Source organism: Microcoleus sp. FACHB-SPT15 (assembly GCF_014849525.1).
In the GTDB taxonomy this organism is placed as follows: Bacteria; Cyanobacteriota; Cyanobacteriia; order Cyanobacteriales; family Coleofasciculaceae; genus Symplocastrum; species Symplocastrum torsivum.
Map to the genome: position 1 here is coordinate 23,965 of NZ_JACJNU010000056.1, position 26,573 is coordinate 50,537.

A 26,573-nucleotide genomic window follows, 5' to 3' on the forward strand; every position below is an offset into this window, starting at 1 on the left:
TGAGGAAATTTGAGTAGATTTTAGGGGCGCAGCCCCTCTAAAAAAGGTACTTCAAAACATTTTTCATGCATGACTGGCCCATGACCAAAGTAACCGTCTTCTCCGAATAATTCGCCATGATCGGCGGTTACGATGATGTGGGTATTGGGAGGACATTTACTAAAGAGCGTTCCCAATAGATCATCTATGTATTCAACACATTTAATTTGCTGTTTGTGTAAACGTTGCATTTCCTCCTGATCAAAAAAGGATGTATCTTCTTTTTGTTTATTTCCATGTAATAAGAACTCATCCATTTTATTAAATACCCCATGAACTCCGGAGATGTGAGGTAAATCTTCACCTTCGAGCATATAGGGATAATGAGTTTCACCCAAATTCAGAAAATAAAATCTTGGGTTTTGGTCAGGAAATTCTATTTCACTCACCATCGTAGCAAAATCATTATGATTTGCCATCAGCACAAATTCATCGAAGTATTTGTTAATACTAGTAAATTGATTAAGAACAGGCAGAGAAACCCTCGCAATTGTTTGATACCCTTGGTCTTTCAGAACTTTAGGTAAAGAAAGTTGAGGAACAAAGGTTTTGAAAGATAAATTAGGAATTCCTAGCCTATCTACCCATTTAGCGAATTCTTTCTTATATACCTCAGAGGCAAAGACACCACGAGGACTTGTATGGGGAACCATCCCCATCAGGAGAGCGTAGTGGGAAGGGGAAGTCCAAGAAGCATAGCTGTATCGACGCTCAGATAATCCGAGCTTATCCATGTTGGGGGTTGATGCAGCCTGGTAGCTATCATAACGACAGCTATCCATAATGATGTACACAAAATGATTCGGCATACTAACGTGCGGCTCGGCTCAATTTACATCCTAGACTTGGTTATCTTTAGTTATATCGTATGTGCCTAGAGTGAGATATATATAACCTTATCTGTAGGTGATGCTTATAACACCTCTAAATTCCTCAAAGCTTTTGGCAAGTTGAGCTTGACGATAACCCAGTTGTTGCAAAACACAAGTAAAAGAAACGGTACTTTTTGTAATCTTGTTCTTTGGATCAAACACAATCTTGCAAGCCAGTTCCACACGCTAATTTAAGCAAAAATTGTCTATGACCAGCTACCAATTTCCAGGGGATTTTCTGTGGGGAGCAGCAACTGCTGCTTATCAAATTGAAGGGGCGGGGATTGAAGAAGGTCGTAAACCTAGTGTTTGGGATACCTTTAGCGCTACACCCGGACGAGTGCTTAATGGTGATACAGGTGCGGTTGCTTGTGACCATTACCATCGCTATGAAGAAGATGTGCAACTAATGGCACAACTAGGCATTAAACATTATCGCTTTAGCATTGCTTGGCCTCGCATCGTACCGGACGGTCGTGGGGCAGTTAATGAACAAGGAGTGGATTTCTATAAACGCTTAGTTGACTGTCTACGGAATTATGATATTACTCCCCATGCCACATTGTTTCACTGGGACTCGCCTCAAGCACTGGAAGATTTATATGGTTCCTGGCAGAGTCGGGAGATGGCATTTGATTATGCGGACTATGTTACAGCCGTTGTTAGTCGGTTAGGCGATCGCATTACCCATTGGATGACTCTCAACGAAATTTCCTGCTTCACTCACATGGGTTACGCCGTTGACACAGAACCCCCCCATGCACCAGGAAAGCGTGTTAACTCCGTCAAAGAAGTCTGGCAAACCTCTCACCACGCCCTGCTTGCTCATGGTTTGGGTTGTCAAGCGATTCGCAACGCCTCGCCCGTTCCCTGTTCAGTGGCATTAGTCGATAACCTTGCAGTAACCATTCCCATCAACGAGTCTCCCGTTCATGTGGCAGCAGCTAAACAAGCCTTCCCCACTTGTGGGCAGAATGGTGGCATCATTTTTCCAGCTTTAACAGGTGCCTATAGTTCCGCTTTACTGGAACAGTTGGGAGCGAATGTGCCGGATATTCAAGAAGGTGACTTGGAGACAATTCATCAACCCTTAGACGCTTTGGGTTTTAACGTCTACTCTGGCACTTATGTCCGGGCGGCTGATAACGAATTAGGCTATGAATTTCTTGAGTTCCCTAAAGGCTACCCCCGGATGCATATGCCCTGGCTGAATATTGTGCCTGAGTGCCTTTACTGGGGTATTCGTCATCTGAGTGAGACGGTTGGGCGTCCGGATTTACCAGTGCTGATTACAGAAAACGGTTGTGCCGCGCAAGATGAGGTAAATGTCAAGGGTGAGGTGTTCGACACTGACCGAATTATGTACCTGCGGCAGCACTTAAAGGCAGCCCATCGAGCGATTACTGAGGGGTATCCACTCAAAGGTTATTTTTTGTGGAGTCTGATGGATAATTTTGAGTGGGCTTGGGGGTACGACCGACGCTTTGGTATCACCTATATAGATTACGCTACACAAAAGCGTATTCCGAAAGCAAGTTTCGATTGGTATCGGGAGTGTATCCAAAGTAATCAGGTAGTTTGATGACGGTAATGAAGTATTAGTTATGATGCATGACCATAAACATGGACTTCACGCTCATTGGTTCCTCTCTAGAATTGCGATGGAGTTGCACGATAAATTTGGCATTGAACACACTACTATCTAGGTAGAAATGGGTAATTTTCTCTTGCCTTGTGACCAGAAATCCTACTGTGGCTGTGATTGATTTCGGTTACCCTATATCTTCACAAAGGTTGTATGCCCGACCGATTAAGCCTGAGTAGAACCTTCGGATGGTTAGTTTGTTTAGGATTGCTTGCCCCGCCTGCCTTTGCTCACAAAATTGAGGTATCGGGAGATGTGGCTGGTACTTGGCACGTTGAACCCAATCACAATCCAAAAGCTGGGGAACCAGCACGAGTTTGGGTTGCCCTCACTCGCCAAGGTGGGCAGATTCTCCCACTCAATCAATGTGATTGCAAACTCGCTATTTACCCTGAACCTCATACAGAAGGCTCTTCCCCGTTGTTAGAACCTGCTCTAAAAGCCATATCAGCAGAGCAGTATCAAGGCATTCCAGGGGCGAACGTTATATTTCCGAAGATAGGAGCCTATAAGCTGGAGTTGACTGGAACTCCTGTACTTGGCGCAAGCTTTCGACCCTTTAAGATGAACTACACTGTCACAGTGGCATCAGGCCCAAGTGGGACTAGAGAAAGTCCTTACATTAAGACGAATCCTGACGAACTCCCAGATAATCACATAGCAGAGGGAGTCAGTCAGCCAGTGCAAATATGGGGAAGTTTTGCCGTTGCAGGAGCGATCGCATTCGGAGGGCTAATGCTGATCAGGCGACGATTTCAGAAATAGCACTATTTTCTTCTGCGGTTTTCCGTATCTAGCCCACTATTGAAGTTGGTCTACATCCTTTGCAATTCTTCTATGAGGGCTTCATAAGCTGGTTTTGGGCGGAACGACTTATCAAAGATTAGCGGTAAATCGGGTTGATTGTAATGGCTAGGAATCCAGGAATGGCGATCGCTTAATCCCCACACCACAAAAGCGGTGCAGTTTTCCGCTTCTAGACAGACCCGCATCATATTCCGGTAAACTGCGGCTTGTTGGGCAAGTCGTTGCTCCAAGTTCTCGGTGCCACTGCCAATTCTGACATCCATCTCTGTAATTTGTACCTCCAATCCGAGGTCATTGAGGCGCTTGATGTTTGCTGCTACATCTTCTGGATTGGGAGGGTTGTTAATACTGACGTGCATCTGTAAACCGACACCATGAATTGGGACATCACGTTGCCGCAAGTCCTTGACTAAAGCATAGATGGCATCGGACTTTGCACCTAAACCTTCGCTGTCGTAGTCGTTGTAAAATAAGCGAACTTTGGGGTCAGCTTCATGCGCCCAGCGAAATGCTAATTCAATATAGTCTTGCCCAATTGTTTTGAGCCAGATTGTATCTCGTAGCGAGGCATTATCTGCGATCGCTTCGTTCATCATATCCCAAGCGACGAGTTGCCCTCGATAGTGGCTAACGACGGTATTAATATGTTCCCGGAGGATGGTCATTAACTCCTCGCGTGTCCACTTGTTTGCAGTTAACCAGTCGGGTTCGCTTTGATACCAAACCAGGGTGTGACCACGCACTTGCATATCATGTCTTTTGGCGAAGTCAACCAAGGTATCAGGCGCAACAAAATCATAGCGATCGCGTTCGGGATGGATTGGCTTAAACTTCATGACATTCTCTGGTGTTAGCATGTTGAATTCACGCGCCAACACAGTTCGATAGCTCGAATCTTTACGCAACGGTCGTATCGCCACTGCCGCCCCTATACCAATTCCCCGCTTTTGTGCAAAAAAACGCAAGGAGTCGTTTGCTGGTTGTGTACTGCCAGAAAGAAAAACCATTATCGTTGCTGTCAACGCCAGTAGTACTAACGCACCCAATCTACTCTTGTTTCTAAACCATCTCAACATCGTCGATATTGCATTCCTGGTAATTGAGAGACTAACCCTATTAGTTCTAGCTGCAACAGGGCGCTAGAAACTGAACCCGCGTCCATTCCCGCTTGCTGCACAACGACATCAAATGAGGTAGGTTCTGAAGTAACCGACTGCAACACTTTTGCCAACTCTGGTTCCAACTGAGGGATTGGGGCGGATTGTTCTTGTGCAAATAGGGGTAGCTGTACCACTGTGTCAAGGTTTGGGATTGCCCCTAGCATTTCCAACAAGTGACCTTCATTTAAAATCACATGAGCGCCCTTGCTCAAAAGCCCCAAGCAGCCTAACGCTTGCTCGTTATCCAAGGAACCTGGTAGTGCGTAGACATCGCGGCAGAACTCATTGGCAAAGTCCGCCGTAATCAATGCACCAGACTTTGTAGGTGCTTCCATCACCAAAACGGCACGGCTCAATCCTGCAATAATGCGGTTGCGTTGGGGAAAATGAACCCGATTTGGCTTGCTACCTGCTGGATACTCACTGATGACTAGTCCCTGTTTCTGTATCTCCTCATACAAAGACAAATTACGCGGTGGATAGACAACATCGATGCCAGTGCCAAGAACAGCTAGCGTTCGTCCACCAGCACTGAGACATCCGTGATGAGCATTCGTATCAATTCCTGCTGCCATTCCGGAAACGACTGTAAAACCATGCTTCGCTAAAGCCGTGCTGATTTTTCGTGTCCAGCGTTTACCGTATTCTGTCGGTTCGCGGGTGCCAACAATGCCCACCATAGGAGTGATTCCATGATTTTCCTGGGGGTGAACCTGTCCTCGATAGTATAAAACTGGAGGTGGACTGGGAATTTCTAGCAGTAAACGGGGATAGTCGGCATCAGCAGGTGTCCAGAAATTAGGGTTTTTTACGGAGTGCTGTTCTAGCAGTTGTTCGGGATTGATTTGCGATCGCGCTGCTGTTATCCTTGTGACATTTTGATACCCAAAGCCTTCAACTTGCCCTAGCTGAGTAGCACTTGCTTTCCAAGCTTCTGCAAGAGTTCCAAAGTGTTGTTGTAGACGCCTGATTAACACAGGTCCTACACGGTCAACTTGTGACCAAGCCAGCCAGTAGGCACGTTCTTCTACCAATTTCCCCTCCTAATGCACCAGCGTCTTTAATAGCAGAAAGCCGTCAGCTATCAGCTATCAGCTTTTTTGTTTTTCTTGCTCTCTACGCAAGTTTCACACACCTGAGTTGTACCTCATCTAACTGAAAACTGCCGTGTATTGGTGGACTTTCATAATTCAATTCATAAGAAAAGAGCAATGAAGTGAGAACTTCTCCCATCACCTCATTGGCGAAGCGCTTACCGTCTCCAATCAATCAAACGTGCGTAAAGATAAGCCACTGTTTCCGAAATAATTGACCGTACCCCTTCGCTAGAAACCCACCAATGTTTTGGATCATAACTGAGGGGTTTAGCAGCAATCACGCCTACTTTGATTTCAGGAGCAAGCGCTTGCTTGAAAATTAGCCAGCTTCTTCGGGCGTGGACATCATAGCTATAAAGATTGATTGAATCTACTGTCAAATCGGAGTTGGCTAACCACTGACGTAGCGCCGTAGCAGAAGCAGACGTGCGATTTCTCACAACGCTTGGTCCTGGAACCGCTATAAGTTGATCTTGCTCAAAACCGAGGGCAATGAAAGTCGCTGCTGCTAGCTCAGCAAAATTTTTGTACTGAGCAAGGTAAAATCCTTGCTCTATAGGTAAGCCTGTTGTAATTATTTTTTTGTAGCCACCCTTTCTAAATTCCTGGATTGCATCTTTAATTACATAGTCTTGTACCCAGCCTTCAACAACCAAAATATCTGCCTTAATCGGAGAAGTCGGTGCAAGGAACGGATGTATATAGTTGAGGAGAAATACCATTAAAGTCGTGATACTTACGAGAGTGACTATCCATCCTTGAATTGTTAGCACCCAGGTTTCTCGCCGATAGATAAAACGCATTAAGCTGTTCGTCATTTAAACCTGATTGTCAAGAATTGCCGAATTCTTGTAATGTAAACAACTTGGTCGCTACTGATACCCAATTTAAAGGCGTGATAGCTTAGAACTTATGTAAGAGGGTACTGTACAAACTACAAAAAATCGAATTCACCCAAGTTAGAGCTACGCCTACGAGAGTAAACGCGACCCTTAACAAGATAAATTTGCACAGAATTAGGAAAGTTTGGAAGAACAGGTGTACTGTGGCACAAATCTCTTCTAGAGTGCTTCACAGTGTACTTAGTGTAAGTCTGCTTCCCAAATTCCAATATAAATGCGATCGCTTTTTTGCCGTTGAATTAGACCCTTCAAGGAATGTAGTTGAAAAGAGTACTGGCGTGTCTGTCCTTGGTGTACTTGTTGTAATCCTTGTTCTATTTGCTCATTGAGCTTGCAGCCTAGCATTCCGTTGAGTGTCAGCAACATCATGTCAGAACCAACCCCAGCTTGGAAGGATGCCTCCGTTTGACGAATCCGTTCAGAGTATTGGTCAAACAGAAAGCCCAAACTTACCTGCTCAGGAATTAATTCATAAAATACGGCACGGGTATTTGGCCAGTAGCCGCGTGATGTACCAGTAGGAGCACCCAGCATCCGAATTACATCATTTTTCACAATTCCTGGCTGAAATCCGGGAATACCTACACCTGTCGGAACGGATTGACATTGCTCTTCAATGATTTCCCCTAGCGGTGGCGGAAACACTTCAAATGACTCTGGAGGTAAAATATTAGGCTTTGAGGAGAATAAAAGCCTATCTTGTACCCCTTTCAATTCTGGCACTGGTTGAGACGGTAGCGACACCTGGGAAAGTCCGGCTATCAGGTAAGTCGTGACAATTAAAATCCCCATGATAATTTTCTAAGCAGTTGTGTTGAAGTAGCGCCACCTGAGACCGTTGTGAATAGCTGTATCTTCCTCATCGTTCAGCTTGGACACGCTTTAAGGGTTCCAGCCCCATTTAAGATGTTCATGACGCAATCACTCCAACCTAGTTTCCCGACTCTGCACATATTACAAAGTACCTCCTTTTACTCAATGAATTTCTTGGTCAGCAGCATTCGGAACTTGTTAAACTCAAAATACTAGAACTCAACGCTGTGTATCGCTAATTGTTCAAAGCCAGTTTCTATGATTTTTTAATCATCCGGCTAATAATCCTTTTACTCTGGAAGAAGGTTTTCCAACTAGCACACGAAACGGTTAGTCGCTCAACTTTATAAATGAATTAAATATAGCTCAATATTTCTGCAAAAACCGCTCCTAAAATCTTGTTTTTATAAAGGTGGGGAATAGGGAGAATCTATTGTTTTCACTCACCATCACATCACCACCTCAGGTCAGCATTACCTTACCCATTTTTCCAACTACTGAATCAGCACTCTAAGGAAGCTTAAGATGGGTTGTCCCAGTTATACCGCACTGTTGTTCACATTACAGATTAACTGCCTAGTCGAAGGTACCCCAGACATGGCAAAAGAACTCTAGTAATCGTTCTAATTTCACAGGTAAATCATTTTCCGGGTCATTCCGCCATCAACGACAAAATTTGCACCCGTGATAAAATCGGCTTCCGGAGATGCCAGATAGACAGCCAGCGAAGCGACATCTTCTGGTTTCCCTACCCTACCAGCAGGATGTTGTTGATGGTCTTGTTCTGTCAGTTCGGGTTGGAGTCGTTTGGCTTGCTTTTGCCAATCGCTCACTTCTATCCATCCCGGACTTATACAATTGACTCGAATATCTGAGTCTAAACTGATAGCTAGAGCGTGAGTTAATGATAGAATTCCACCCTTAGCGGCGGAATAGGCTTCGGTATTATCCTCTGACATTAAAGCTCTTGTCGAAGCAATGTTAATTACTGTACCTTTATTTTTTCTGAGATAAGGTACAGAATGCTTAGTACAAAGGAATACTCCTGTAAGATTGACAGAAATTGTTTTATTCCAATCTTCTAAGCTTAATTCTGTAATGGGTGGATTTTTTGGATTAGCGATCGCAGCATTATTCACTAATACATCAATGCCACCAAATTTCTTAACGGTTTCACCAATCAAGTTTTTAATTGAATCTTCATTGGAGACATCAGTATGAATAAACTGAATTGAACCTAAATGCTGAAATTCTGCTTCTGTTTCTTTCCCAGCGTCCTCATCAATTTCAGCAATAGCAACATTCAGCCCCTCTTTCAAAAACGATGAAGCGATCGCTTTTCCGATTCCCTGTCCGCCACCTGTAACAATTGCCACTTTCCTTTGCAAGCTCATCTGCCCTCCTAGTAATTTATGAATGAGCAGTACGCTTTTCTTTGAGGTAAGTAAAGACTGACTTGTCACCAATATCAGGAGGAATCGGTTGCATGACCTTACGCAGAGCAAAGACGACAAACAAAATTGCCCAAATCCCCAGTAGAAGCTGCTCTCCAATCATCGGTAAAAGACCAGTAAGATGCCCCAACAACAGCATTGGAACTAACGGAGTGAGGAACTTTGTTTCAAGACGGTTGAAACAAAAAGCTTCTTTGAAATAAATACCTGTCAAAGCTGCAAACGTAAAGCCAACTCCGAAAAGAGTCATCGGGTGGTTGTAAACGGATAAGGCAAGTGATTCATTGCTAGAAAGTGCTAACACAATCGCGGCTAGACTCCCGATAATCCAAAAGAGTTGAAGTGTCCGGTGTAGGGCGGCAAGATAGATGTGAATAGTAACTAAACTAACACCCAGCGCTAAACTGAACACGGCATACAGGAGAGTTAGCATCCTCATTACGCCTGGGGTATCACCCAGGGATAATACAAGCCAGGTACCGACGGCGAAGCTCAGAGCGGCTACGGCTAAGCCAGCTCGGTAGATAATGACACCCGTGCGATCGCTTTCGGTAATCGTAAAGTCGCCAAATTGCCCTTGGTAAAATTCTGGTTCAGATTGTATAAGCTGAGTCATAGTTGATTTTCCTTGGTTGCTGTAAAAGTGTTGAATCTCTTAAAAAACTTTTAGCCTCGTGACGGCAGTAATCTTTCCTAATCGTACCTCTTGGGTACTCTTAAGAAAAAGCTACAATACCCAACTCAATCGTACAGAATTGAGTCTCTTGGAAGAAGAGATTTAACAAAAGAGCAACGCTCTTAAAACTGCAAAAGATAATAAGCCTGTTGTGGTACTAACTTTGTAGTAGTTACAGGTGTCTTCAGTATAACTGGTGGTCTTGTTCGAGCTGGTGACTTGTTAATGCCGCCAATCTGGGTTTACTAAGGCGACAACGGTATAAATTTAAGCGAGTAGAACTTGCACGATCACACCCGTGTCTAGCTTCAACTCAGACTGGGCACTACCCCCGTTAACGGCAACTTCCAGCCAACCGTGGCTACCAATTAGAGCAACAATGTCTCCTAGTTTGCGATCGCTATAGGTTTGGCTAGCTGGGATCATGTGGGTACCAACCGCGACTGACCAAGTTTTTCCTTCGACATCAGCCGCAGGGATATTGGTCACTAAGTTACCGAAATGGTCGATATATTGGATGCAACCTGTGACACTAGTAGGCGTTAGTGTCCGTTCAGGAATGCCCAGTTGCACCAAAGTTTTTGGGTCAATCACCTCTCCTAACAGTTCTATCGAAATACCACTGGCAAGATGCGCTCCTACAGCAGCAAAGATATCTCGTCCGTGAAAAGTAGTGCTGGGTGATAGTGTCCGCCAGTATTGAGGGTTTGTGAGTTCAACCGCTGCAACTACCGGATTTTTGATCAAAACACCACTAAGCAACCCGTTGTCTGGCCCGACCAAGAAGCCAGCATCAAGTTGGATAGCTACTCCTCTGCGGTAACTTCCTACCCCTGGATCGACTACGGCAATATGCACCGTCCCACCTGGAAAGTAAGGGTAAGCATTCATTAAGCTAAATCGACCAGCCGCAATGTTTTGAGGTGGAATCTGGTGCGTTAAATCTACAACCGTCAAAGCCGGATTGATTTGAGCAATGACACCTTTCATCACTCCCACATAGACATCGCTCAAGCCAAAATCGCTTAAAAGCGTGATGAGCTTGTTTTCAGGCATGTATATTAAATTACTACAACGATACACAGTGTTGGTAGACTCTTCAGTTGATTAAGCGAATAGCCTCAGCCTGGGCCTTGTTGATACAAATTTTTAGCTGTTCAGCGAGAACCTGAACATGGGGTTTCTTTAGCATTGTTAGGTGATTACCAGGAACCTGATGAACTTCCACTTTTCCTTTAGCTAGCTGACTCCAGCCTAAAGTTGAGTCTTTATGAGCAGTACTAGACTCACCACTTGTTCTTAAAAGAGTAATTGGGTTTGGATAGATCTGTGGGACGTAGTTGAGATTGGCTTGGGTGTTCGCTTGGTAGACACGAAGTATAGGGCGAATGTTTAGTTCGCTCAGTATTCGCTCTCTAGACTCCTGAGGGATGAGGTTAGCTAAAGCGGCTTTTCCCCAAAACGAGGACAAGGATTCACTACTTCCAAGCCACTGAAAAAGCTTATTAAAATTAGTAAAACTCGGCAAGAAACTCTTAGTTTGGTGTTTGTTAGAAGCAGTTATTAAATAAAAATAGTCGAGTAAAAATGACCAAATTGAGCGCGTTGCTGTGGTCAGAAGAAACTTGAAGCCCTCCCGAAAGGAAGGTATGTTGCCAGGAATTGGAGCAAGGGTATCCAGTAGAGCGAGTAGAGCGACCTGATGCCCCCCTCTCGTCAGTTGTTGAGCCATTTCAAAAGCAACTAAACCCCCAAAAGACCAGCCTCCGAGAAAGTAGGGGCCAGACGGCTGAACTTTACGCAAGCAATTGATGTAGTAAGCAGCTATGTCCTCAATGCGAGTTAAGGGAGGTTGTTCTCCATCCAGTCCTAGAGGCTGCAACCCATAAAAGGGTTGGTCAAATCCTAAACAATAGGCCAATTCATAATAAGGAAAGACAGTACCGAAGATTGGATGAACGCAGAAGAAAGGTGGCTTTGAACCAGCAGGCTGAAGGGGAACTAAAGGAGACCAAGGCAGAGTATCTGATTCTTGCCCTAGAACACTTGCTAGACCTTCAACTGTAGGATTTAAGAAGAGGGCAGATAGCGGGAACTCTCGCTCAAACTGCTCGTGAATCTGAGCCATGAGGCGGACAGCTAAAAGTGAATCACCTCCCAACTCGAAGAAGTTGTCACGAACTCCTATGCGATCGCACTTCAGAACCTCAGCCCCAATTTTTGCGATCGCTTCCTCCATTGGAGTACGGGGAGCGATAAAGTCTTCCGCTAATTCGGTCTTATCTGTACTAAGCCCCTTTAAGGCACGACGGTCTACTTTACCATTGGGCAACAGTGGCAAAGCCTCCAACATTACAAAAGCGGAGGGCATCATGTACTCTGGCAGCTTCTCTTTTAAGAAACAGCGTAGTGAGGACGCAAAGCCTTGCGCCCCTACCGTCGGTAACGGCTCTTGGTTTGGGACAACATAAGCTACTAAACGCTTGTTACTAGATACGTCTTCTTTTGCGATCGCAACTGCCTCTTTCACATCCGGATGCTGATTTAGCACCGTCTCGATTTCCCCCAACTCAATGCGGAAGCCGCGAATCTTTACCTGTTCGTCAATACGACCTAAAAATTCAATGTTACCGTCAGGTCGGTAACGAGCTAAATCACCTGTTTTGTAAAGGCGCTCTTCAGGTTTGTGGCTAAAAGGATTAGGAATAAACTTCTGTGTGGTTAACTCAGACTGGTTGAGATAACCTCGTGCTAGTCCATCACCACCGATATACAGTTCTCCCGGAACGCCGACAGGTACAGGTTGTAGGTAGGAGTCCAGTATATAAACTTGTGTGTTAGCGATCGGACGACCGATAGATAGTTTCCCACTACCGTCACTGAGTTCCGCTACGGTAGACCAAACAGTTGCTTCAGTTGGGCCGTAGGCATTGAAAAATCGACGACCTGAAGCCCAGCGTTTTACGATATCGGTAGAACAGGCTTCTCCGGCAGAGATAATCGTCCGCAGTTCAGGAAGTTCTTGTGCAGGTAGAACGGCTAACAAGGAAGGCGGAAGTGTGACGTGGGTAATTGCTCTGTCGCGTAGCAGTTGGATTAGGGCTGTCCCTGGTAGAAGGGATTCCTTCTTTGCTAAATACAGTGTTGCTCCAGTTAAGAGTGCCATGACAATTTCAAAGATCGAGGCATCAAAACTCACAGAGGCGAATTGCAGGATGCGGTTACAAGTGCTTAGGTTTAAAGTCTGAATCTGAGCCTGAGATAAGTTGCACAACCCTTGATGCTGTACTAGAACACCTTTGGGTTTTCCAGTCGAGCCAGAAGTGTAGATGACATAAGCCAAGTTGTTAGGTGTGACGCTACTGATTGGGTTTTCCTGGCTTTGTTGGGTAATTGCATCTGCTTCTTTGTCCAGGCAAACTACGGATAACTGATTCTGCTGTTCGCTACATTTTGCTCGATCCCCCTTAAAAAGGGGGGCTAAAACCAAATGAGTAAGTAAGATGAATATTTGAGCATCCTCCAGCATGAAGTTAAGACGCTCTTGAGGATAGGTGGGATCTAAAGGCACATACGCTCCGCCTGCCTTGAGGATACTTAAGCAGCCCACTATCATTTCCATAGAACGCTCCAAGCAGATACCAACTAGAACTTCTGGTTCTACCCCTAGTTTTTGCAGGTGATGGGCGAGTTGGTTGCTGCGGTTGTTGAGTTCTCGGTAGGTGAGTTGTTCGTCTTCAAAGACTAAGGCTATGGCATCAGGTGTCTGTTCTACCTGAGCTTCAAACAACTGATGGATACACAAATCCTTCTGATAATTAGCCTGGGTGTCATTCCACTCTACTAGCAGTTGATGCCGTTCACTTTCTGTTAAAAGTTGCAAGTCACAAAGGCGTTGCTGGGGGTCGGCGACAATACTTTCCAGCAGCGTTTGAAAATGTCCCAGCATCCGGGTAATTCTGGCATCATCAAATAAATCAGTGCTGTAAGTTACCTGTCCTCTAAGACCTTCCGGCGATTCCCACAGGTGGAACTCTAGATCGAACTTGGCGCTTGGGTTATCGAAATGCAGTAGCCAGAGAGTTAGTCCGGGTAACTCTAGCGCCTTGATGGGCGTGTTTTGGAGGCTGAAGGCGACCTGGAATAAGGGATGATGGCTCAGGTTGCGTTCTGGATGCAGTTCTTCAACCAGCTTCTCAAAGGGTAAGTCCTGATGAGCATAGGCTCCTAGCGCGACTTCCCGTACTCTGTCTAGGAGTTCTAGAAATGTTGGGTTGCCTGATAAATTGGTACGCAACACCAGACTATTGACAAAAAAACCAATTAGCCCTTCTATTTCCTGGCGATTGCGATTGGCGATCGCAGAACCGACGACAATATCCTCTTGCTGCGTGTAGCGGTAGAGTAGAGTTTGGAATGCCGCTAAGAGAGTTATGAATAGAGTCACTCCTTGGCGCTGCGAAAGTGCCTCTAGTTCCTGACCCAGGTTTTTTGGTAACTCTAGAAATTGTGTTGCCCCTCGGTAGGTTGGAGTAGCAGGACGAGGTTGATCGGTGGGTAAATTCAGTAGGGGGAGATTGTCTAGTTGCTGCTTCCAGTAAGCCAACTGAGTCTCTAGAACCTCACCCTGTAGCCATTCGCGTTGCCACTCGGCAAAGTCGGCATATTGGATGGACAGTTCCGGTAAGGGTGATGGTTGGTTGTTGGCAAAAGCTGTGTAAAGTGTTCCTAGTTCCCGAAGTAGGACTCCGATAGACCAGCCATCGCAGACAATATGATGCAGATTCAGCAGGAGTACGTGTTCTGATGAGTCTAGCTGTAGGAGCATGACTCGCAGTAGCGGTTCGGAGGATAAATCGAAAGAACGCGATCGCTCCTCGGTTGCCAGTCGTCGAGTTTCAGCTTCCTGTTTGGCTGGGGGTAGAGAGCGAAAATCGACCAATGGCAGAGGGATAGTTAAGGAAGGAGCAATTACTTGAACAAGTTGCCCCTCCAGCATCCTAAAGGTGGTACGCAAAGCTTCATGGCGACGCACGATTTCGTTGAACGTCTGCTCTAGCGCTGCTGAGTTGAGCGAACCTGATAGGCGAAATGCTGCGGACACATTGTAGAAAGAATTGCCTGGGAAGAGGCGATCGAGAAACCACAACCGTTGTTGGGCAAAGGATGCCGGGAAGACAAAGACATCTGCTTCTTCTAATTCTTCTAAATCATTGAGTTTTTCGTCAGCCGCCGTGCAGGAGTCATCGGCAAGATGCTGGCTCATAAGCTTCTGAACTGGTCGTTTAAGCGTGTTGCCATTGTACTGCTCCTTCGTTATTACACTTGTAATAACTACATCGGCTTGGATTGCTGCAAATTCTCAAGAATAACCTCAGGCACTTTTCCAAGTCAAAATTCCCCGCCGCCTACGCTCTACTTCCATGTCTATCAGCTGAGGGGTGTGGGTAATTTCCTCACGTAGATGATCGAGTTCATTGAGGATTTCTGTGGGAATGCTTCCTTCGGGGTAAAGCTCAGGTTTGGCAAGGAGTTCTACTAAGTTGCGCGCTTGACTGCGTTCGACGTATTTTATGGCTTCAGTGTAGTCATGCAGTTCTAGGCAAACTTCCACTGTGTCTTGATAAAGCGGATTCCATTCTTCAGCTAGTTTTTGTTTAGCTTCATCGCCAGAGACAATCTCACTGCGTAGGAATTCCACAGCATCGATGGCGAGGGCAAAGGCACTGTAAGCCTTGGAGAACTGTTGGGCATCTCGGTAGGCAAGACCTAGGTTGAAGTTGAATTGGGCTTTTGCATGGTTTTGAGGGAAAGCTTGGCGGGTATGTACCTCCAACGCAGTAGAGAAACAGTGGATTGCTGCTTCCAAATTCTCTGCTCTATTGCCGTGAATGCGGTTAAGGTAGGCAACACCTAAATTGTTTTGGGTATCTGCCCAGTCTTCAGGGAAGGCTTCACGGGTACGTACCTCCAACGCAGCAGAGAAACAGTGGATTGCTACTTCCAAATTCTCTGCCCTATTGCCGTGAATACGGTTAAGGTAGGCATTGCCCAGATTATTGTGGGTGGCAGCCCATTGTTCGGGAAAGTCTTCACAAGTACGTACCTCCAATGCAGAAGAAAAACAGCGGATGGCTACTTCTATATTCTCTGCTCTCTTCCCCCGCATACGGTTACTGTAGGCATTGCCCAGATTGTTATGGGTGGCAGCCCATTGTTCGGGAAAGTCTTCACGAGTACGTACCTCCAACGCAGCAGAGAAACAGTAGATTGCTGTTTCCAAATTCTCTGCCCGCTCTCCCTGAATCCGGTTAAAGTAGGCAGCGCCCAGATTGTTTTGGCTCATAGCCCAGTCCTGCGGAAAGGTATTGCGGGTGTATTCTTCCAACGCAGAAGAAAAACAGCGAATTGCCACTTCTATATTCTCCGCCCTCTCTCCCTTGATGCGGTTAAGGTAGGCGTTACCCAAATTGTTTTGGGTGACAGCCCATTGTTCGGGAAAGGCTTGGCGGGTGTATTCCTCCAATGCAGAAGAAAAACAGCGAATTGCCACTTCTATATTCTCTGCCCTCTCTCCCTTGATACGCTCACAATAAGCATTACCTAGATTGTTCTGTGTGGTAGCCCACTGGTCGGGGAAGGCTTGATGGGTAAAAACTGTGGCAATGACTTCATAGCCTGTAATAGCAATTTCCAGATTGCTGGCTCGGTGACCTTTCGGGAACTCCCGAATCAGGTTGCTGAAATTGCCAATAGCTACTGCGGTGCGTCGTGTTTGCTCTGCCTCTAATTCCGACAAGGTAGCTGTCGCCCAGCTTCGCAACGCTTGAGCAAAGTTATTATCTAGCTTGTCCAGGTTCGCCTGCAACAGTGGGTACACCACTCGCTGGTCGCCGTTGCTATCTTGGGTTGCTTGCAATACCTCAATTAAAAAATTGCGATACGCCTTTACTTCTAATTGTTTCAGTAACTGATTGATGATGAGTTTAGCAACATTACCTGAATGTGCTAGGGCTTGCAAACGTGACAAGACATCCGCACCTACAGGTAAATCTAGCTCAGCTATACCTATTGACCTCAAGGAATCAGCTACCGTCAGGGTCAACTCGTCATCTTCCACTTGAATCATTTCCAGCAGTAGTGGAACTGCCTGACGTGCATCTCCCCAATCGAGAATCTCCGCACAACGCTCCTGCCAATGCTTTGGGCGATTTCGCCAAGAATACTTGAGAGCATTCCAATCGTCTGTTGTTAGCTGTTTAACTAGCTCACAAGCGTAGAACTTCGCATCATCATACCAATAGTCATCCGAAAACTCTTGGCTTAAATACGCATCTAACTCTTGAAAAGTCGTCATAGTACCACTGCCTCAGAAATTAGTCGGATTGCCGCCCGTGGGGTAAGAAGAAATCACATTGTCTAAAGAATCCTTGATTACTACCCAATCTACGCCATCGACAGTTTGCTGATGCAAAGTTGCAAGATCCGACAAACGGATGGCAATAGGGGGAGTACTGGCTACTTGGTCTGTTGTATCCATAATCTTGTCATCGCTCCAAGTATCCGGTGCCAAGGTAGACTTCTTTTTCCTGGAGACGTTTCCATCGGGAAATACTTTTATCAACTTGACCGTTGTTGTGCCATCTAGGTTGTTGCAAATAACATCAACGACGAAATCGGAACGGCTTTTAATTTTGGGTGAGTGTGCGCCTCTCAGTTCATTAGAAAGACCACCAGGCGAGTTTGGATTGGGACGTCGCTCTCCGTAGAGAATTTTCTCTCGCATTTAAGAAACTGTACTCTACCCTGAAAAAATTAAGCACTGCTCACTGTAATCCGTTGCTCTCGACAGGTGCGCTCATAGGTTGCTGCCAAGTCAACTGGCAAGCAAATCTCACCGCGTAACCACAGGGGTAGAGTTGGTAGAGTACTGCCGATCGCTAGTTCTTCTTGCCAGATATCCAAGCTTGGCTGTCCATTCCGCGCGATCGCTTATCGTGCGATCACGCCCAAACAATACACTACTTCTGATATAAGAAACGAGCAAAGTCTAATACTTCCTGCCTACGTTCCTCAGATAGACGGGCAATCACACCTGCAATCTGCTCTGAGATTGACAACATGGTTTTGGTTTTAGCCTTCCAGAAGACAATGAATTGCTCAGACTTTAGCTCACAAAGGGCTAGAGTTTCTCCGTCCTTATTGCTAAACTCCACCTCATAGGTACCATCGGGGTAGCACTCCACGATCGCACCCTGGACTCCTGAGCGGAGGTTATACTTTGGCAAGTCTACAAGCAATTCAATTACATCAAATAGTTCTGGCTCAGTCATTGTTGCTTCCGTACATATAGCGTCACCAATCTTGCCCAATCGCTATCAGGTGCCACTACCCAACCTGTGCGAACAACCTCTTGCTGTCCTTCTGTTCCAATTATTGCCAAATCTACGCGATAGTGTTGCCCATGTTCATCAGTACGCTGTAAAATCGCTTCCGAGGTAGGCGCTTTGGTCGAAATCTGTTCTAGCAATGAATCATAGTTGTCTCTTGTGAAACCTAGATGACGCTGGAACATCAATGCTTTATTGGCACCTACCGGGTTGTCTGGGTTGAGAGCATACTCAGTTAGCTTGCGGGTATCAATAACAACGCGGCTAACAATGTCTCCCAGCTTCATCCTTGTTTACCTTGCTTTAATTTTACTTGCTTTCTTTGTTCAACGAGGATAACTTTATCCGTCGAGCCTCACGAGAAATTGGTACTAAGGCTGGGGCTTTAGTTTGAGCTGAGCTATCTCTCAAGCTTTCAACTACTTTAGAGAGTTGTGCGATCGCAGGTGCCTCAAATACACTCCGCAAAGGCAACTCTACCCCAAACGCATCACGTACTCTGGAGACAAGCTGAGTCGCTAGTAAGGAATGACCACCTAATTTAAAGAAATTATCGTGGATACCCACACGCTTCAGTCCCAAAACCTCAGCAAAAATTTTCACCAATACTTCCTCAACGGGTGTCCGAGGCGCAACATAACTCCCTAACACCTCTAGCTTGACTAGTTCAGGTGTAGGTAGTGCCCTGTGATCCACTTTGCCATTAGGCGTTAGAGGCAGCGACTCCAGTACAACAAAAGCTGAAGGCACCATGTACTCAGGTAGCTTTTGGGCTAAATAAATCTGCAATTGGTTCCCCAACTTACGCGCTGCCTTCGCTTGCAACGGGTTGTTGCCATAAGAACGCCAGGGATGCGCTTGTTTCGCCGGTGCCACTAAAGGAGATAGGGAGATGGGGGGATTGGGTGATGGGGGGATGATACCAATTTGGTTTAAGTTTGATAGGTTTTCTTGAATTGCTCCCCCCTTTACAAGGGGGGGGGTATGAAATGTGTGATTGTCTAACCCAATTGGTATGGGGTGAGAAGTCTCTCCCTCTCCTTGGTTATCAGCTTGGCAGCGTACAAACGAAACATCATAGCGTCCATCAGTACCGGAATCTGACCAGCTAATCTCAACGCGATACGGTAGTTCTTCACCAATTGCCCACCAATCCTCTGGTTCCACTCCCAAATCCTGGAGTTCCTGCAAGGCTTTGTGAAACTGACTTACCGTTCTAAATTCTTCTGCACCCGATAGCCATTCTGCCGTTTTAACTGCTGCCATCACCCGTGCATTAGGCACACGAGAGATACTTAGCTTCTCTGGTTGGTTAAGAACCAACAATTCATGCACCTTTGCTACTGTCAGGTTATCTTTGCACCAGTCTAATCCTTGTGCTTCCGTCTGTTCCGCTAGAAAAGGAGGGTTGAGCAACTCTGTTTTGCTCCCCCCTTGGCAAGCCGGAGCTTTAGTGAGGAGGCTGGGGGGGTCAGTTTCAGCTCCAATATGAAGAATCACATTGTAACGAAACTGAGTTAACTCATTGTGATGACGACCTCGCATTAGTTGAATCTGTACATTGCTAATCTGGGGAAAATGCTGCTTTAATGCCCTGAAGAAGGCTGGGTCAATCACTAACTCCGTTTCCTGGAACATTTGTAGTTGTACCCGTTGCTGCAACTGTTCACGAGTTAAGGAGGGTTCTGCTTGATGCAGTTGCACTAAGGCGTGAAACGGTTGTAACAGGGGGAGGCTACGCACATCTCCAATGAAAATAAAGCCACCAGCAGCTAACGCTTTTACGGCTCCCTCTAGCACGCGCACCAGGTACTCAATACTGGGGAAATATTGCACAACAGAGTTGAGAATAACCGCATCAAAAGCTTCTGCCTCCACTCCCTCAAAGTCAGTCGCCATTCTTTGGAGCAACTTTACAGGAGGTAATTGTGCCAACTGCTGCTGGATGTAGTTGAGTGATGTCTGCGAAAAGTCTGTTCCCCAGTATTTAGTGCAGTGGGGCGCAATCCGGAACAATAATAGACCTGTACCACAGCCGATTTCTAGCACTCGCTTGGGTTGCAAAGCAAGAATCTGCGAGACTTGGTTGTTCACCCACTCTCGCATCTGCTCTACTGGAATAGGTTGATCAGTGTAGCTGCTATTCCAGCCCACAATATTAAAAGTTGGATCAGAATCAGCAGCAGGTTGGTTGTATGTTTCGTTGTAGAGCATCTGCCATTGCAATACTTGTTCGTCCTGCAATTGCGTTTCTTGCATCGGCTCTTGAAGGCTGCTCTCTTGAGCATTCAGCGCGACATAAGCCACTAAGCGTTTTTCACCCAGTACATCCTCACGAGCCAGCACTACTGTTTGCAGCACTGCCGGAGGCTGACTCAGTACGGATTCAATTTCTCCTAACTCAATGCGGTAGCCGCGAATCTTAACTTGCTCATCAAGGCGACCTAAAAATTCAAGATTCCCATCTACTCGATAACGAACTAAATCACCTGTTTTATAAAGACGTGCTTCTGGTTTATTACTAAAAGGATTCGGAATAAATTGTTCAGCTGTTAATTCAGGGCGGTTTAGATAACCTCGTGCTAGTCCATCACCAGCAATGTACAACTCCCCCGCAACGCCTATTGGTACAGGTTGAAAATACTTATCGAGGATATAAACTTGAGTGTTGGCAATGGGACGACCAATTGCAGGTGCTATGGGCGTATTGCTAGACACCCCTACTGCGTCTATAGCAGGAATCAAGGCAGATGTTGTAACTACTGTATTCTCAGTTGGTCCATAATTATTCACTACCTGAAAAGGAGGGGAAGCTGAGGGATACTGATGTAGTTTGTCTCCGCCTGTGAGTAATAGTCGTAAAGCTGTGTTCTTCGACCAATCTAATAACAATATTTTTTCTGCTAGAGGTGTTGGTAAAAAGCTAATTGTTATTGATTTTGATACTATCCAGTCTTGGAGTTTATCAGGCGATCGCCTAATTTCATCATTGGGGAAATAGAGGCTAGCTCCTGCACTCAGGTAAGGAAAAATTTCCCAACCACAAGCGTCAAACGCAAGTCCTGCAACTTGTGTAGCACGGTCAAGTGGTGAAACGGCAAACGCTTGTTGATGCCAAAAAATGAGATTCAATAATCCACGATGTTCAACTTGAACCCCTTTAGGCTTTCCTGTAGTGCCAGAGGTATAGATAACATAAGCTAGGTTATTTACTGTAAGGTTGCTGGTAGGATTATCTTCGCTCTCTTGGGCAAGAGTTTCCCAATCTTTGTCTAAACAGATGACCTGAGAATTAGGCGATCGCAATTGCTCCACCCACTGCTCTTGAGTTAATAAAATTTTTACCTGAGCATCTTCAAGCATAAAGCTCAAGCGTTCGGAGGGATAGCTAGGGTCTAAGGGTAAATAGGCTCCTCCTGCTTTAAGGATGCCAAACATCCCCACGATCATTTCTATAGAACGTTCTACACAAAGTCCGACTAAAACGTCTGCACCAACGCCTTGTTTCTGTAAATAATGGGCAAGTTGGTTACTACGGCTGTTCAACTCCTGATAAGTGAGTTGTTTATCTTCAAAGACTAGTGCGATCGCATTAGGATTCTTCTCTACCTGAGCCTCAAATAACTGATGGATGTACTGAGTTTTGGGATAATCTACCTGAGTATTATTCCATTCAACTAACAGTTGATGACGTTCTGCTTCACTTAATAGTGATAAGTTTGCAATTCGTTCTTCTGGGTTGGCAACAATGCTCTCTAGTAGTGTTTGGAAATGCTCTAGCATCCGGGTAATCGTCGCAGCATCAAATAAATCAGTGCTGTACACGACAAAACCGCTGATACCATCTGCGCTATCTACCCCTGATCCATTCTTTTGCGTTCTCTCCCACAGATGGAACTCCAAATCAAACCGCGTTGTCCCTGTATCAACAAATTGCAGTGGACTTAGCGTTAGTCCAGGCAATTCTAGCGCTTCCATCGGCGCATTCTGTAGGGCAAATACCACCTGAAATAGAGGATTTTGGTTCAAGTTGCGTTCTGGATGCAGTTCTTCCACCAGCTTCTCAAAGGGTAAATCTTGGTGAGCATAGGCTCCTAGTGCTACCTCTCGCACTCGACTCAAAACATCCCGAAATGTTGGGTTTCCTGATAAGTCAGTACGCAACACCAAGCTATTGACAAAAAAACCAATTAACGCTTCAATTTCACTGCGATTACGATTAGCGATCGGAGAACCTACCGCAATGTCCTCTTGTTGCGTGTAACGGTGTAGCAAGATTTGGAACGCTGCCAGCAACGTCATGAATAAAGTTACGCCTTCCCTTTGGCTCAAGGCTTCTAATGCCTCGCTCAGGTGCTTCGGTAGCTGCAGAAATTGCGTTGCACCCCGATAGGTTTGAACGGCTGGTTTCAGTTTGTCAGTTGGGAGATTCAGCACGCTAATGCCGTCCAACTGCTTTCGCCAGTAAGCTAGCTGCGTTTCTAGCACTTCCCCTTGCAACCACTCACGCTGCCAGTGAGCGAAGTCTGCATACTGAATAGGTAGCGAGGGGAGGGGGGAGGGCTTCTCGCTGTTGATAGCCGTGTAGAGGGTAGCTATCTCCCGAATCAGCACCCCCATAGACCAGCCATCGGAGACAATGTGGTGCAAAATCAGCAGTAGCACGTATTCTGATTCATCCAGTCGCAAGAGTGTGACGCGCAGCAACGGACTTTTGGACAAATCGAACGGACGTTGAGCTGCTTCGCTGGTTAGCCGTTGCACTTCATTCTCTCGTTCGGCTTCTGGAAAGTGCTGCAAGTCTACTACTGGTAGGGATAAGGTTAAGGTTGGGGCAATTACTTGAACAGGTTGCCCATCTACCGTTACAAAAGTAGTGCGTAAAGCTTCGTGACGGCGCACGATTTCATTGAAAGTCTGTTCTAGTGCCGCTAAGTTGAGTGAACCAGAAAGACGTACTGCTGCTGGGGTGTTATAGAAGGCATTATTAGGAACCAACTGGTCAAGGAACCACAGCCGTTGTTGAGCGTATGAAAGGGTAAGGGTTCTATCACGCGGTATCGGTAAAAGGGATATAGGAGTTTGGCTAGTAGTACGATTCGCTGCTCTAAGAAAGGAGATAATCTCTGCTTTGCGCTCTTGTATTTCTGCACGCACTTCTGGTGTCAGAGTTCCTTCAGGAGCATTGCAACGAAGACGAACCTCCTCCAGAGGCAGATTGCAATCGCCTTCAACAAAAACCTGAATATCTAAGCTACGAAGGTAAGATAAAAACTCAACTGTTTTCACTTATTAAACCCTTTTAAGGAGAACCCGCTAGAGGAGTTTACTTGCTATTGAGCTAGCTGTGGTCTAACCTCGGTATGACACTGGAAGACAACGCAGCAAATATCCTACGCTAAAGGTTTCGGCTCATGCAGTTCATGCCCCTTAATTTCCTCATGATGTGGCTGATGGGACTATTGTCCCTCAGCATACTTAGTGGAGGGATTTACATTCTCTATGAGTGGTACGAAGGGGAACTGGTGGGGAGGCACTACTTAATCGCAGGACTAGTAATGGTTCTGTGGTCTTTTGCGGGTCGTTTTATCAGCTTGCCACTTCTGCGCCGCAAAGGAGTTGATGAACCCAAGCGCATACGCTCTGGTACTGTGCAACGGATACCACGACCAGATGGTAGTGTGCTTCAGGTGGAGTTCTATGGGCCAGAAGATGGACAACCGATTATCCTCTCACATGGTTGGGGACCGAACAGTACTGTTTGGTATTATGCCAAGCGACAATTATGCGATCGCTTTCGGGTAATTGTTTGGGACTTACCAGGATTAGGAAAATCTAGTAAGCCGAAAAACAAAGACTACTCCCTCGAAAAATATGCGCGAGATTTAGAAGCCGTTGTTGCGATCGCGGGAGACAAACCTGTTATCCTACTCGGACACAGCATGGGTGGCATGATTATACTGACATTCTGTCGGCTGTTTCCTGAACAGTTAGGGCATCGGGTAGCTGGCTTAATCCTCGTAGATACTACCTACACTAATCCGGTAAAGACCTCGATATTAAGCGGTTTGTTACGCACATTGCAGAAGCCACTACTCGAACCGCTGTTGTACCTGACCATTTTGCTGTCTCCCATCTTTTGGCTAATGACTTGGCTAAGCTATCTCAATGGTTCGCTGCACATCAGCGTAGAGATTTCTGGATTTAAGGGTACGGAAACACGCGGTCAACTGGATTTCTCATCTTTGTTATCAGCATTTGCATCGCCCGGAGTTCTCGCTCGTGGCACACTGGCAATGTTCAATTACGAGGAAACAAGGACACTCTCAACAATCAATGTTCCGGTGCTAGTTGTCTGCGGCGCTTCAGACATAGCCACTACTCCCCCAGCCAGCATTCGGATGAAAGCCCAATTGCCTCAAGCTGAACTAATGACCATAAAGCCAGGTGGTCATATGGCATTGATGGAGCAGAATCAGTGGTTTTCCGAGGCTGTAGGCACATTCTGTACGACTTGCACATAAAATAGTCAGTATTTTGAATTGCCTAGTCTTACTCAAGAGAACATTGCCGCTGTAAGGCTTGCTGTAGCAAAGATTGATACTGCTCATCATCAACAATACAAGCCCCAAACCGCTCTAAGTGCGGGTTCATCATCTGAGCATCAAAGAGAATAAATTCCTTGCGTCGTAGTTGCTCAACCAACTTGACCATTGCTACCTTTGAGCCTTCAGGAATCCGGTAGAACATTGATTCACCAATGAAAGCTCCACCAATCACTATTCCTAAAATTCCTCCTGCAAGCTGATCCCCCTGCCAAGTCTCAAAGCTATAAGCCCAGCCTGCTTTGTAGAGTGCCCAATAAATCTCTTGGAGTTCAGCAGAAATCCAGGTAGAATCTCGATCTGCACAACCAGCAACGACACCTTTAAAGTCTTGGTTAATCGCGATGCTGAAGCGCTCCTGGTTCAGGACTCGACGCAGTGATTTTGGGTAACGAAATCGCTCATCTAAGGGAATTAGTGTGCGTGTCCGACTGGAGTACCACCCTAAATCACCCGTATCATCTGCCATTAAGAAGTAGCCTTGGGCGTACCCCTGGATTAGAGCAGGAATGTCAATTATCATCAACTGAACTCAGCACTGGAGTCGCTTTTGTATATTATCCAATTAGCTTACTTCTCCTGCTTCCCCTGCCCTCTGCTCAATGCCTATGGCACCTAGAATGATGCCAAGACCTCTCTTGTTGTTACCTTGTCCTTATGCCTGAACCTATTCCACCGATTACGCTCCCACCTGCCCAGAATGCTCAGCAGGAAGGTGAATGGTTGCGAGTCGCGCTTGCCAATTGGCTTGATCAAGAGTTTATTCCAGAACCTGTTAATCAACAGATTGCTCAACGGGCAGCTCAGATCTTTGTCCGCCAGCGGATGGAAGGCGAAAACGATTTGGGAGCGTTGGTGATTGCAATTCTTACAGAGATGCAGGCGTTTGACTTTCGAGAAAGCTTTTACAGCGAGTTTGCGATCGCAAATGCTGTGAGTGACTTACTCTTAGACAGCCTCGGTATTGACCGTTGCTGTGGTAATTAGTCATTAGTCATGGGTCACATTGGCTTTTTGACTAATGACTAGGAACTACCAGCTAGACTTGACAACCCCTGGCAACAGACCTTTGTGTGCCCATTCCCGCATCACATGGCGAGAGAGTCCGAAGTCCCGGTAGTAACCACGAGGACGTCCTGTCATCCAGCAACGATTACGCACCCGCGTGGGGGCACTATTGCGTGGCAGTTGTTGCAGTTTACGATGAGCTTCTAGCTTATCGCGTTGATTCGTCGCATTTTCAAACTCTTCTTTGAGCGCTTCGCGCTTATCCGCATACTTCTCAACAAGCTTTTGGCGCTTTTTCTCGCGCTCAATCATACTTTTTTTAGCCATGAATCCTTAAGTCTTCAATAAAGACAGCATTTTCTATGATATCTGATGGCTTCACCCAGATGCAGGGACAACGGTGGGAGATTCTACAAGAACTGCCTCCACAGGCGTTGCGCTAGCTAAGCCAGCACTAGGGCATAAATCCGCCAAGGCACAAGCATAACACTCTGGTTTTCGCGCTTTACAAGTCGCTCGACCATGATAAACCAGCCGAATTGACCAATTTTCCCATTCCGGTTGAGGCAAGAGTCTCATCAAATCTCGCTCAATGCGAATTGGGTCGGTTTGTTCAGTTAAGCCCAGAAGCCGACTGAGACGTTTGACATGGGTATCTACAGTAACGCCCTCATGAATGTCATAGGCATGAGCAAGCACCACATTCGCCGTCTTACGGGCAACCCCAGGCAACTTCAGGAGTTCTTCCATCCGTTTTGGCACTTCACCCCCAAATTCCGCCATAATCATGCGGCTAGCCCCTTGGATATTTTTCGCTTTGTTGCGATAAAACCCCGTAGACCGTATCAAGGTTTCAATTTCTTCCACATCAGCAGCCGCGAAAGCAGCTGCAGTGGGAAAGCGGCGGAACAATTCTGGAGTTACTAGGTTTACCCGCTCATCAGTACATTGCGCTGAGAGGATTGTTGCCACCAATAACTGTAGCGGCGTTTCGTAGTTCAGCGTACAAGGCGCTTCGGGATAAAGTCGCTTCAGACGAATTAGAATCTCCAAAGCCCGTTGTTGCTTAGCAGACCATTTACGGGTGATACTCATGGGCGATCGC

The 26,573-nt window shown here is 46.1% G+C and carries 22 protein-coding genes; 4 read left to right on the top strand and 18 right to left on the bottom strand.

Features of this window, described 5'->3' with window-relative positions; all coding sequences use genetic code 11:
• Nucleotides 1–20: 20 nt before the first annotated feature.
• A complete protein-coding gene (locus H6F98_RS22385) occupies nucleotides 21–848 on the bottom strand; it encodes a sulfatase-like hydrolase/transferase (RefSeq protein ID WP_192220931.1) in 828 nt (275 codons plus the stop codon).
• Nucleotides 849–1,119: 271 nt separating this feature from the next.
• On the opposite strand from H6F98_RS22385, the gene H6F98_RS22390 reads away from it, so the two are divergent.
• A complete protein-coding gene (locus H6F98_RS22390; protein WP_192220932.1) occupies nucleotides 1,120–2,493 on the top strand; it encodes a GH1 family beta-glucosidase in 1,374 nt (457 codons plus the stop codon).
• Nucleotides 2,494–2,709: 216 nt separating this feature from the next.
• The gene (locus H6F98_RS22395; RefSeq protein WP_242058649.1) at nucleotides 2,710–3,321 is read left to right on the top strand and encodes a hypothetical protein; all 612 of its coding nucleotides are present in this window, start codon (nucleotides 2,710–2,712) and stop codon (nucleotides 3,319–3,321) included.
• A 50-nt stretch (nucleotides 3,322–3,371) separates the two neighbouring features.
• On the opposite strand, the gene H6F98_RS22400 is transcribed toward H6F98_RS22395, so the two are convergent.
• The 14 genes from H6F98_RS22400 to H6F98_RS22470 form a co-directional block, all read right to left on the bottom strand.
• A complete protein-coding gene (locus H6F98_RS22400) occupies nucleotides 3,372–4,370 on the bottom strand; it encodes an endo-1,4-beta-xylanase (RefSeq protein ID WP_206759668.1) in 999 nt (332 codons plus the stop codon).
• A 62-nt stretch (nucleotides 4,371–4,432) separates the two neighbouring features.
• The gene (gene dprA / locus H6F98_RS22405; RefSeq protein ID WP_192220934.1) at nucleotides 4,433–5,557 is read right to left on the bottom strand and encodes a DNA-processing protein DprA; all 1,125 of its coding nucleotides are present in this window, start codon (nucleotides 5,555–5,557) and stop codon (nucleotides 4,433–4,435) included.
• A gap of 218 nt (nucleotides 5,558–5,775) precedes the next feature.
• A complete protein-coding gene (locus tag H6F98_RS22410) occupies nucleotides 5,776–6,438 on the bottom strand; it encodes an ElyC/SanA/YdcF family protein (protein ID WP_242058650.1) in 663 nt (220 codons plus the stop codon).
• Between the two features lie 264 nt (nucleotides 6,439–6,702).
• Entirely contained in the window at nucleotides 6,703–7,314 is a 612-nt protein-coding gene (locus H6F98_RS22415; protein WP_199348821.1) for a hypothetical protein, read from the bottom strand.
• 650 nt (nucleotides 7,315–7,964) lie between these two features.
• Entirely contained in the window at nucleotides 7,965–8,729 is a 765-nt protein-coding gene (locus H6F98_RS22420) for a glucose 1-dehydrogenase (protein ID WP_192220935.1), read from the bottom strand.
• A gap of 16 nt (nucleotides 8,730–8,745) precedes the next feature.
• A complete protein-coding gene (locus H6F98_RS22425; RefSeq protein WP_192220936.1) occupies nucleotides 8,746–9,405 on the bottom strand; it encodes a DUF2301 domain-containing membrane protein in 660 nt (219 codons plus the stop codon).
• 327 nt (nucleotides 9,406–9,732) lie between these two features.
• Complete coding sequence (locus tag H6F98_RS22430) at nucleotides 9,733–10,521, bottom strand: S-adenosyl-l-methionine hydroxide adenosyltransferase family protein (protein ID WP_192220937.1); 789 nt, start codon at nucleotides 10,519–10,521, stop codon at nucleotides 9,733–9,735.
• A 43-nt stretch (nucleotides 10,522–10,564) separates the two neighbouring features.
• Nucleotides 10,565–14,731 (bottom strand): amino acid adenylation domain-containing protein, encoded by a 4,167-nt coding sequence (locus H6F98_RS22435; protein WP_192220938.1) that lies wholly within the window; start codon nucleotides 14,729–14,731, stop codon nucleotides 10,565–10,567.
• Between the two features lie 108 nt (nucleotides 14,732–14,839).
• Complete coding sequence (locus H6F98_RS22440) at nucleotides 14,840–16,822, bottom strand: tetratricopeptide repeat protein (protein WP_242058651.1); 1,983 nt, start codon at nucleotides 16,820–16,822, stop codon at nucleotides 14,840–14,842.
• 12 nt (nucleotides 16,823–16,834) lie between these two features.
• The gene (locus H6F98_RS22445) at nucleotides 16,835–17,251 is read right to left on the bottom strand and encodes an EndoU domain-containing protein (RefSeq protein ID WP_192220939.1); all 417 of its coding nucleotides are present in this window, start codon (nucleotides 17,249–17,251) and stop codon (nucleotides 16,835–16,837) included.
• Nucleotides 17,252–17,280: 29 nt separating this feature from the next.
• Complete coding sequence (locus H6F98_RS22450; protein WP_242058652.1) at nucleotides 17,281–17,430, bottom strand: hypothetical protein; 150 nt, start codon at nucleotides 17,428–17,430, stop codon at nucleotides 17,281–17,283.
• Nucleotides 17,431–17,486: 56 nt separating this feature from the next.
• A complete protein-coding gene (locus tag H6F98_RS22455; RefSeq protein WP_192220940.1) occupies nucleotides 17,487–17,798 on the bottom strand; it encodes a DUF4926 domain-containing protein in 312 nt (103 codons plus the stop codon).
• Entirely contained in the window at nucleotides 17,795–18,142 is a 348-nt protein-coding gene (locus tag H6F98_RS22460; protein WP_192220941.1) for a DUF6883 domain-containing protein, read from the bottom strand. Before H6F98_RS22460 ends, H6F98_RS22455 begins: the two co-directional genes overlap by 4 nt.
• 22 nt (nucleotides 18,143–18,164) lie before the next feature.
• Entirely contained in the window at nucleotides 18,165–23,144 is a 4,980-nt protein-coding gene (locus tag H6F98_RS22470) for a non-ribosomal peptide synthetase (protein ID WP_313929919.1), read from the bottom strand.
• A gap of 125 nt (nucleotides 23,145–23,269) precedes the next feature.
• On the opposite strand from H6F98_RS22470, the gene H6F98_RS22475 reads away from it, so the two are divergent.
• On the top strand, nucleotides 23,270–24,379 hold the full coding sequence (locus H6F98_RS22475) for an alpha/beta fold hydrolase (RefSeq protein ID WP_192220942.1): 1,110 nt from the start codon (nucleotides 23,270–23,272) through the stop codon (nucleotides 24,377–24,379).
• Between the two features lie 28 nt (nucleotides 24,380–24,407).
• On the opposite strand, the gene aat is transcribed toward H6F98_RS22475, so the two are convergent.
• Nucleotides 24,408–24,983, bottom strand: coding sequence for a leucyl/phenylalanyl-tRNA--protein transferase (gene aat / locus H6F98_RS22480; RefSeq protein ID WP_192220943.1), 576 nt, complete (start codon nucleotides 24,981–24,983; stop codon nucleotides 24,408–24,410).
• 134 nt (nucleotides 24,984–25,117) lie between these two features.
• On the opposite strand from aat, the gene H6F98_RS22485 reads away from it, so the two are divergent.
• The gene (locus H6F98_RS22485) at nucleotides 25,118–25,447 is read left to right on the top strand and encodes a hypothetical protein (protein ID WP_192220944.1); all 330 of its coding nucleotides are present in this window, start codon (nucleotides 25,118–25,120) and stop codon (nucleotides 25,445–25,447) included.
• 45 nt (nucleotides 25,448–25,492) lie between these two features.
• On the opposite strand, the gene rpsN is transcribed toward H6F98_RS22485, so the two are convergent.
• Together rpsN and nth are read right to left on the bottom strand one after the other, a co-directional pair.
• Nucleotides 25,493–25,795 carry a 30S ribosomal protein S14 gene (gene rpsN, locus H6F98_RS22490; protein ID WP_192220945.1) on the bottom strand — a complete coding sequence of 101 codons (303 nt, stop codon included), beginning with the start codon at nucleotides 25,793–25,795 and terminating at the stop codon, nucleotides 25,493–25,495.
• A gap of 51 nt (nucleotides 25,796–25,846) precedes the next feature.
• Nucleotides 25,847–26,563, bottom strand: a complete 717-nt coding sequence (nth, locus tag H6F98_RS22495; protein WP_192220946.1) for an endonuclease III — start codon at nucleotides 26,561–26,563, stop codon at nucleotides 25,847–25,849.
• Nucleotides 26,564–26,573: the final 10 nt, after the last annotated feature.

Coding starts and splice junctions, on each gene's coding strand:
- rpsN (WP_192220945.1), bottom strand. CDS start 25,795: ATGGCTAAAAAAAGTATGATTGAGCGCGAGAAAAAGCGCCAAAAGCTT.
- H6F98_RS22475 (WP_192220942.1), top strand. CDS start 23,270: ATGCAGTTCATGCCCCTTAATTTCCTCATGATGTGGCTGATGGGACTA.
- H6F98_RS22430 (WP_192220937.1), bottom strand. CDS start 10,521: ATGCCTGAAAACAAGCTCATCACGCTTTTAAGCGATTTTGGCTTGAGC.
- H6F98_RS22455 (WP_192220940.1), bottom strand. CDS start 17,798: ATGACTGAGCCAGAACTATTTGATGTAATTGAATTGCTTGTAGACTTG.
- H6F98_RS22415 (WP_199348821.1), bottom strand. CDS start 7,314: ATGGGGATTTTAATTGTCACGACTTACCTGATAGCCGGACTTTCCCAG.
- H6F98_RS22460 (WP_192220941.1), bottom strand. CDS start 18,142: ATGAAGCTGGGAGACATTGTTAGCCGCGTTGTTATTGATACCCGCAAG.
- nth (WP_192220946.1), bottom strand. CDS start 26,563: ATGAGTATCACCCGTAAATGGTCTGCTAAGCAACAACGGGCTTTGGAG.
- aat (WP_192220943.1), bottom strand. CDS start 24,983: ATGATAATTGACATTCCTGCTCTAATCCAGGGGTACGCCCAAGGCTAC.
- H6F98_RS22435 (WP_192220938.1), bottom strand. CDS start 14,731: ATGAGCCAGCATCTTGCCGATGACTCCTGCACGGCGGCTGACGAAAAA.
- H6F98_RS22400 (WP_206759668.1), bottom strand. CDS start 4,370: ATGGTTTTTCTTTCTGGCAGTACACAACCAGCAAACGACTCCTTGCGT.
- H6F98_RS22410 (WP_242058650.1), bottom strand. CDS start 6,438: ATGACGAACAGCTTAATGCGTTTTATCTATCGGCGAGAAACCTGGGTG.
- H6F98_RS22440 (WP_242058651.1), bottom strand. CDS start 16,822: ATGACGACTTTTCAAGAGTTAGATGCGTATTTAAGCCAAGAGTTTTCG.
- H6F98_RS22390 (WP_192220932.1), top strand. CDS start 1,120: ATGACCAGCTACCAATTTCCAGGGGATTTTCTGTGGGGAGCAGCAACT.
- H6F98_RS22395 (WP_242058649.1), top strand. CDS start 2,710: ATGCCCGACCGATTAAGCCTGAGTAGAACCTTCGGATGGTTAGTTTGT.
- H6F98_RS22420 (WP_192220935.1), bottom strand. CDS start 8,729: ATGAGCTTGCAAAGGAAAGTGGCAATTGTTACAGGTGGCGGACAGGGA.
- H6F98_RS22425 (WP_192220936.1), bottom strand. CDS start 9,405: ATGACTCAGCTTATACAATCTGAACCAGAATTTTACCAAGGGCAATTT.
- H6F98_RS22385 (WP_192220931.1), bottom strand. CDS start 848: ATGCCGAATCATTTTGTGTACATCATTATGGATAGCTGTCGTTATGAT.
- H6F98_RS22445 (WP_192220939.1), bottom strand. CDS start 17,251: ATGCGAGAGAAAATTCTCTACGGAGAGCGACGTCCCAATCCAAACTCG.
- H6F98_RS22485 (WP_192220944.1), top strand. CDS start 25,118: ATGCCTGAACCTATTCCACCGATTACGCTCCCACCTGCCCAGAATGCT.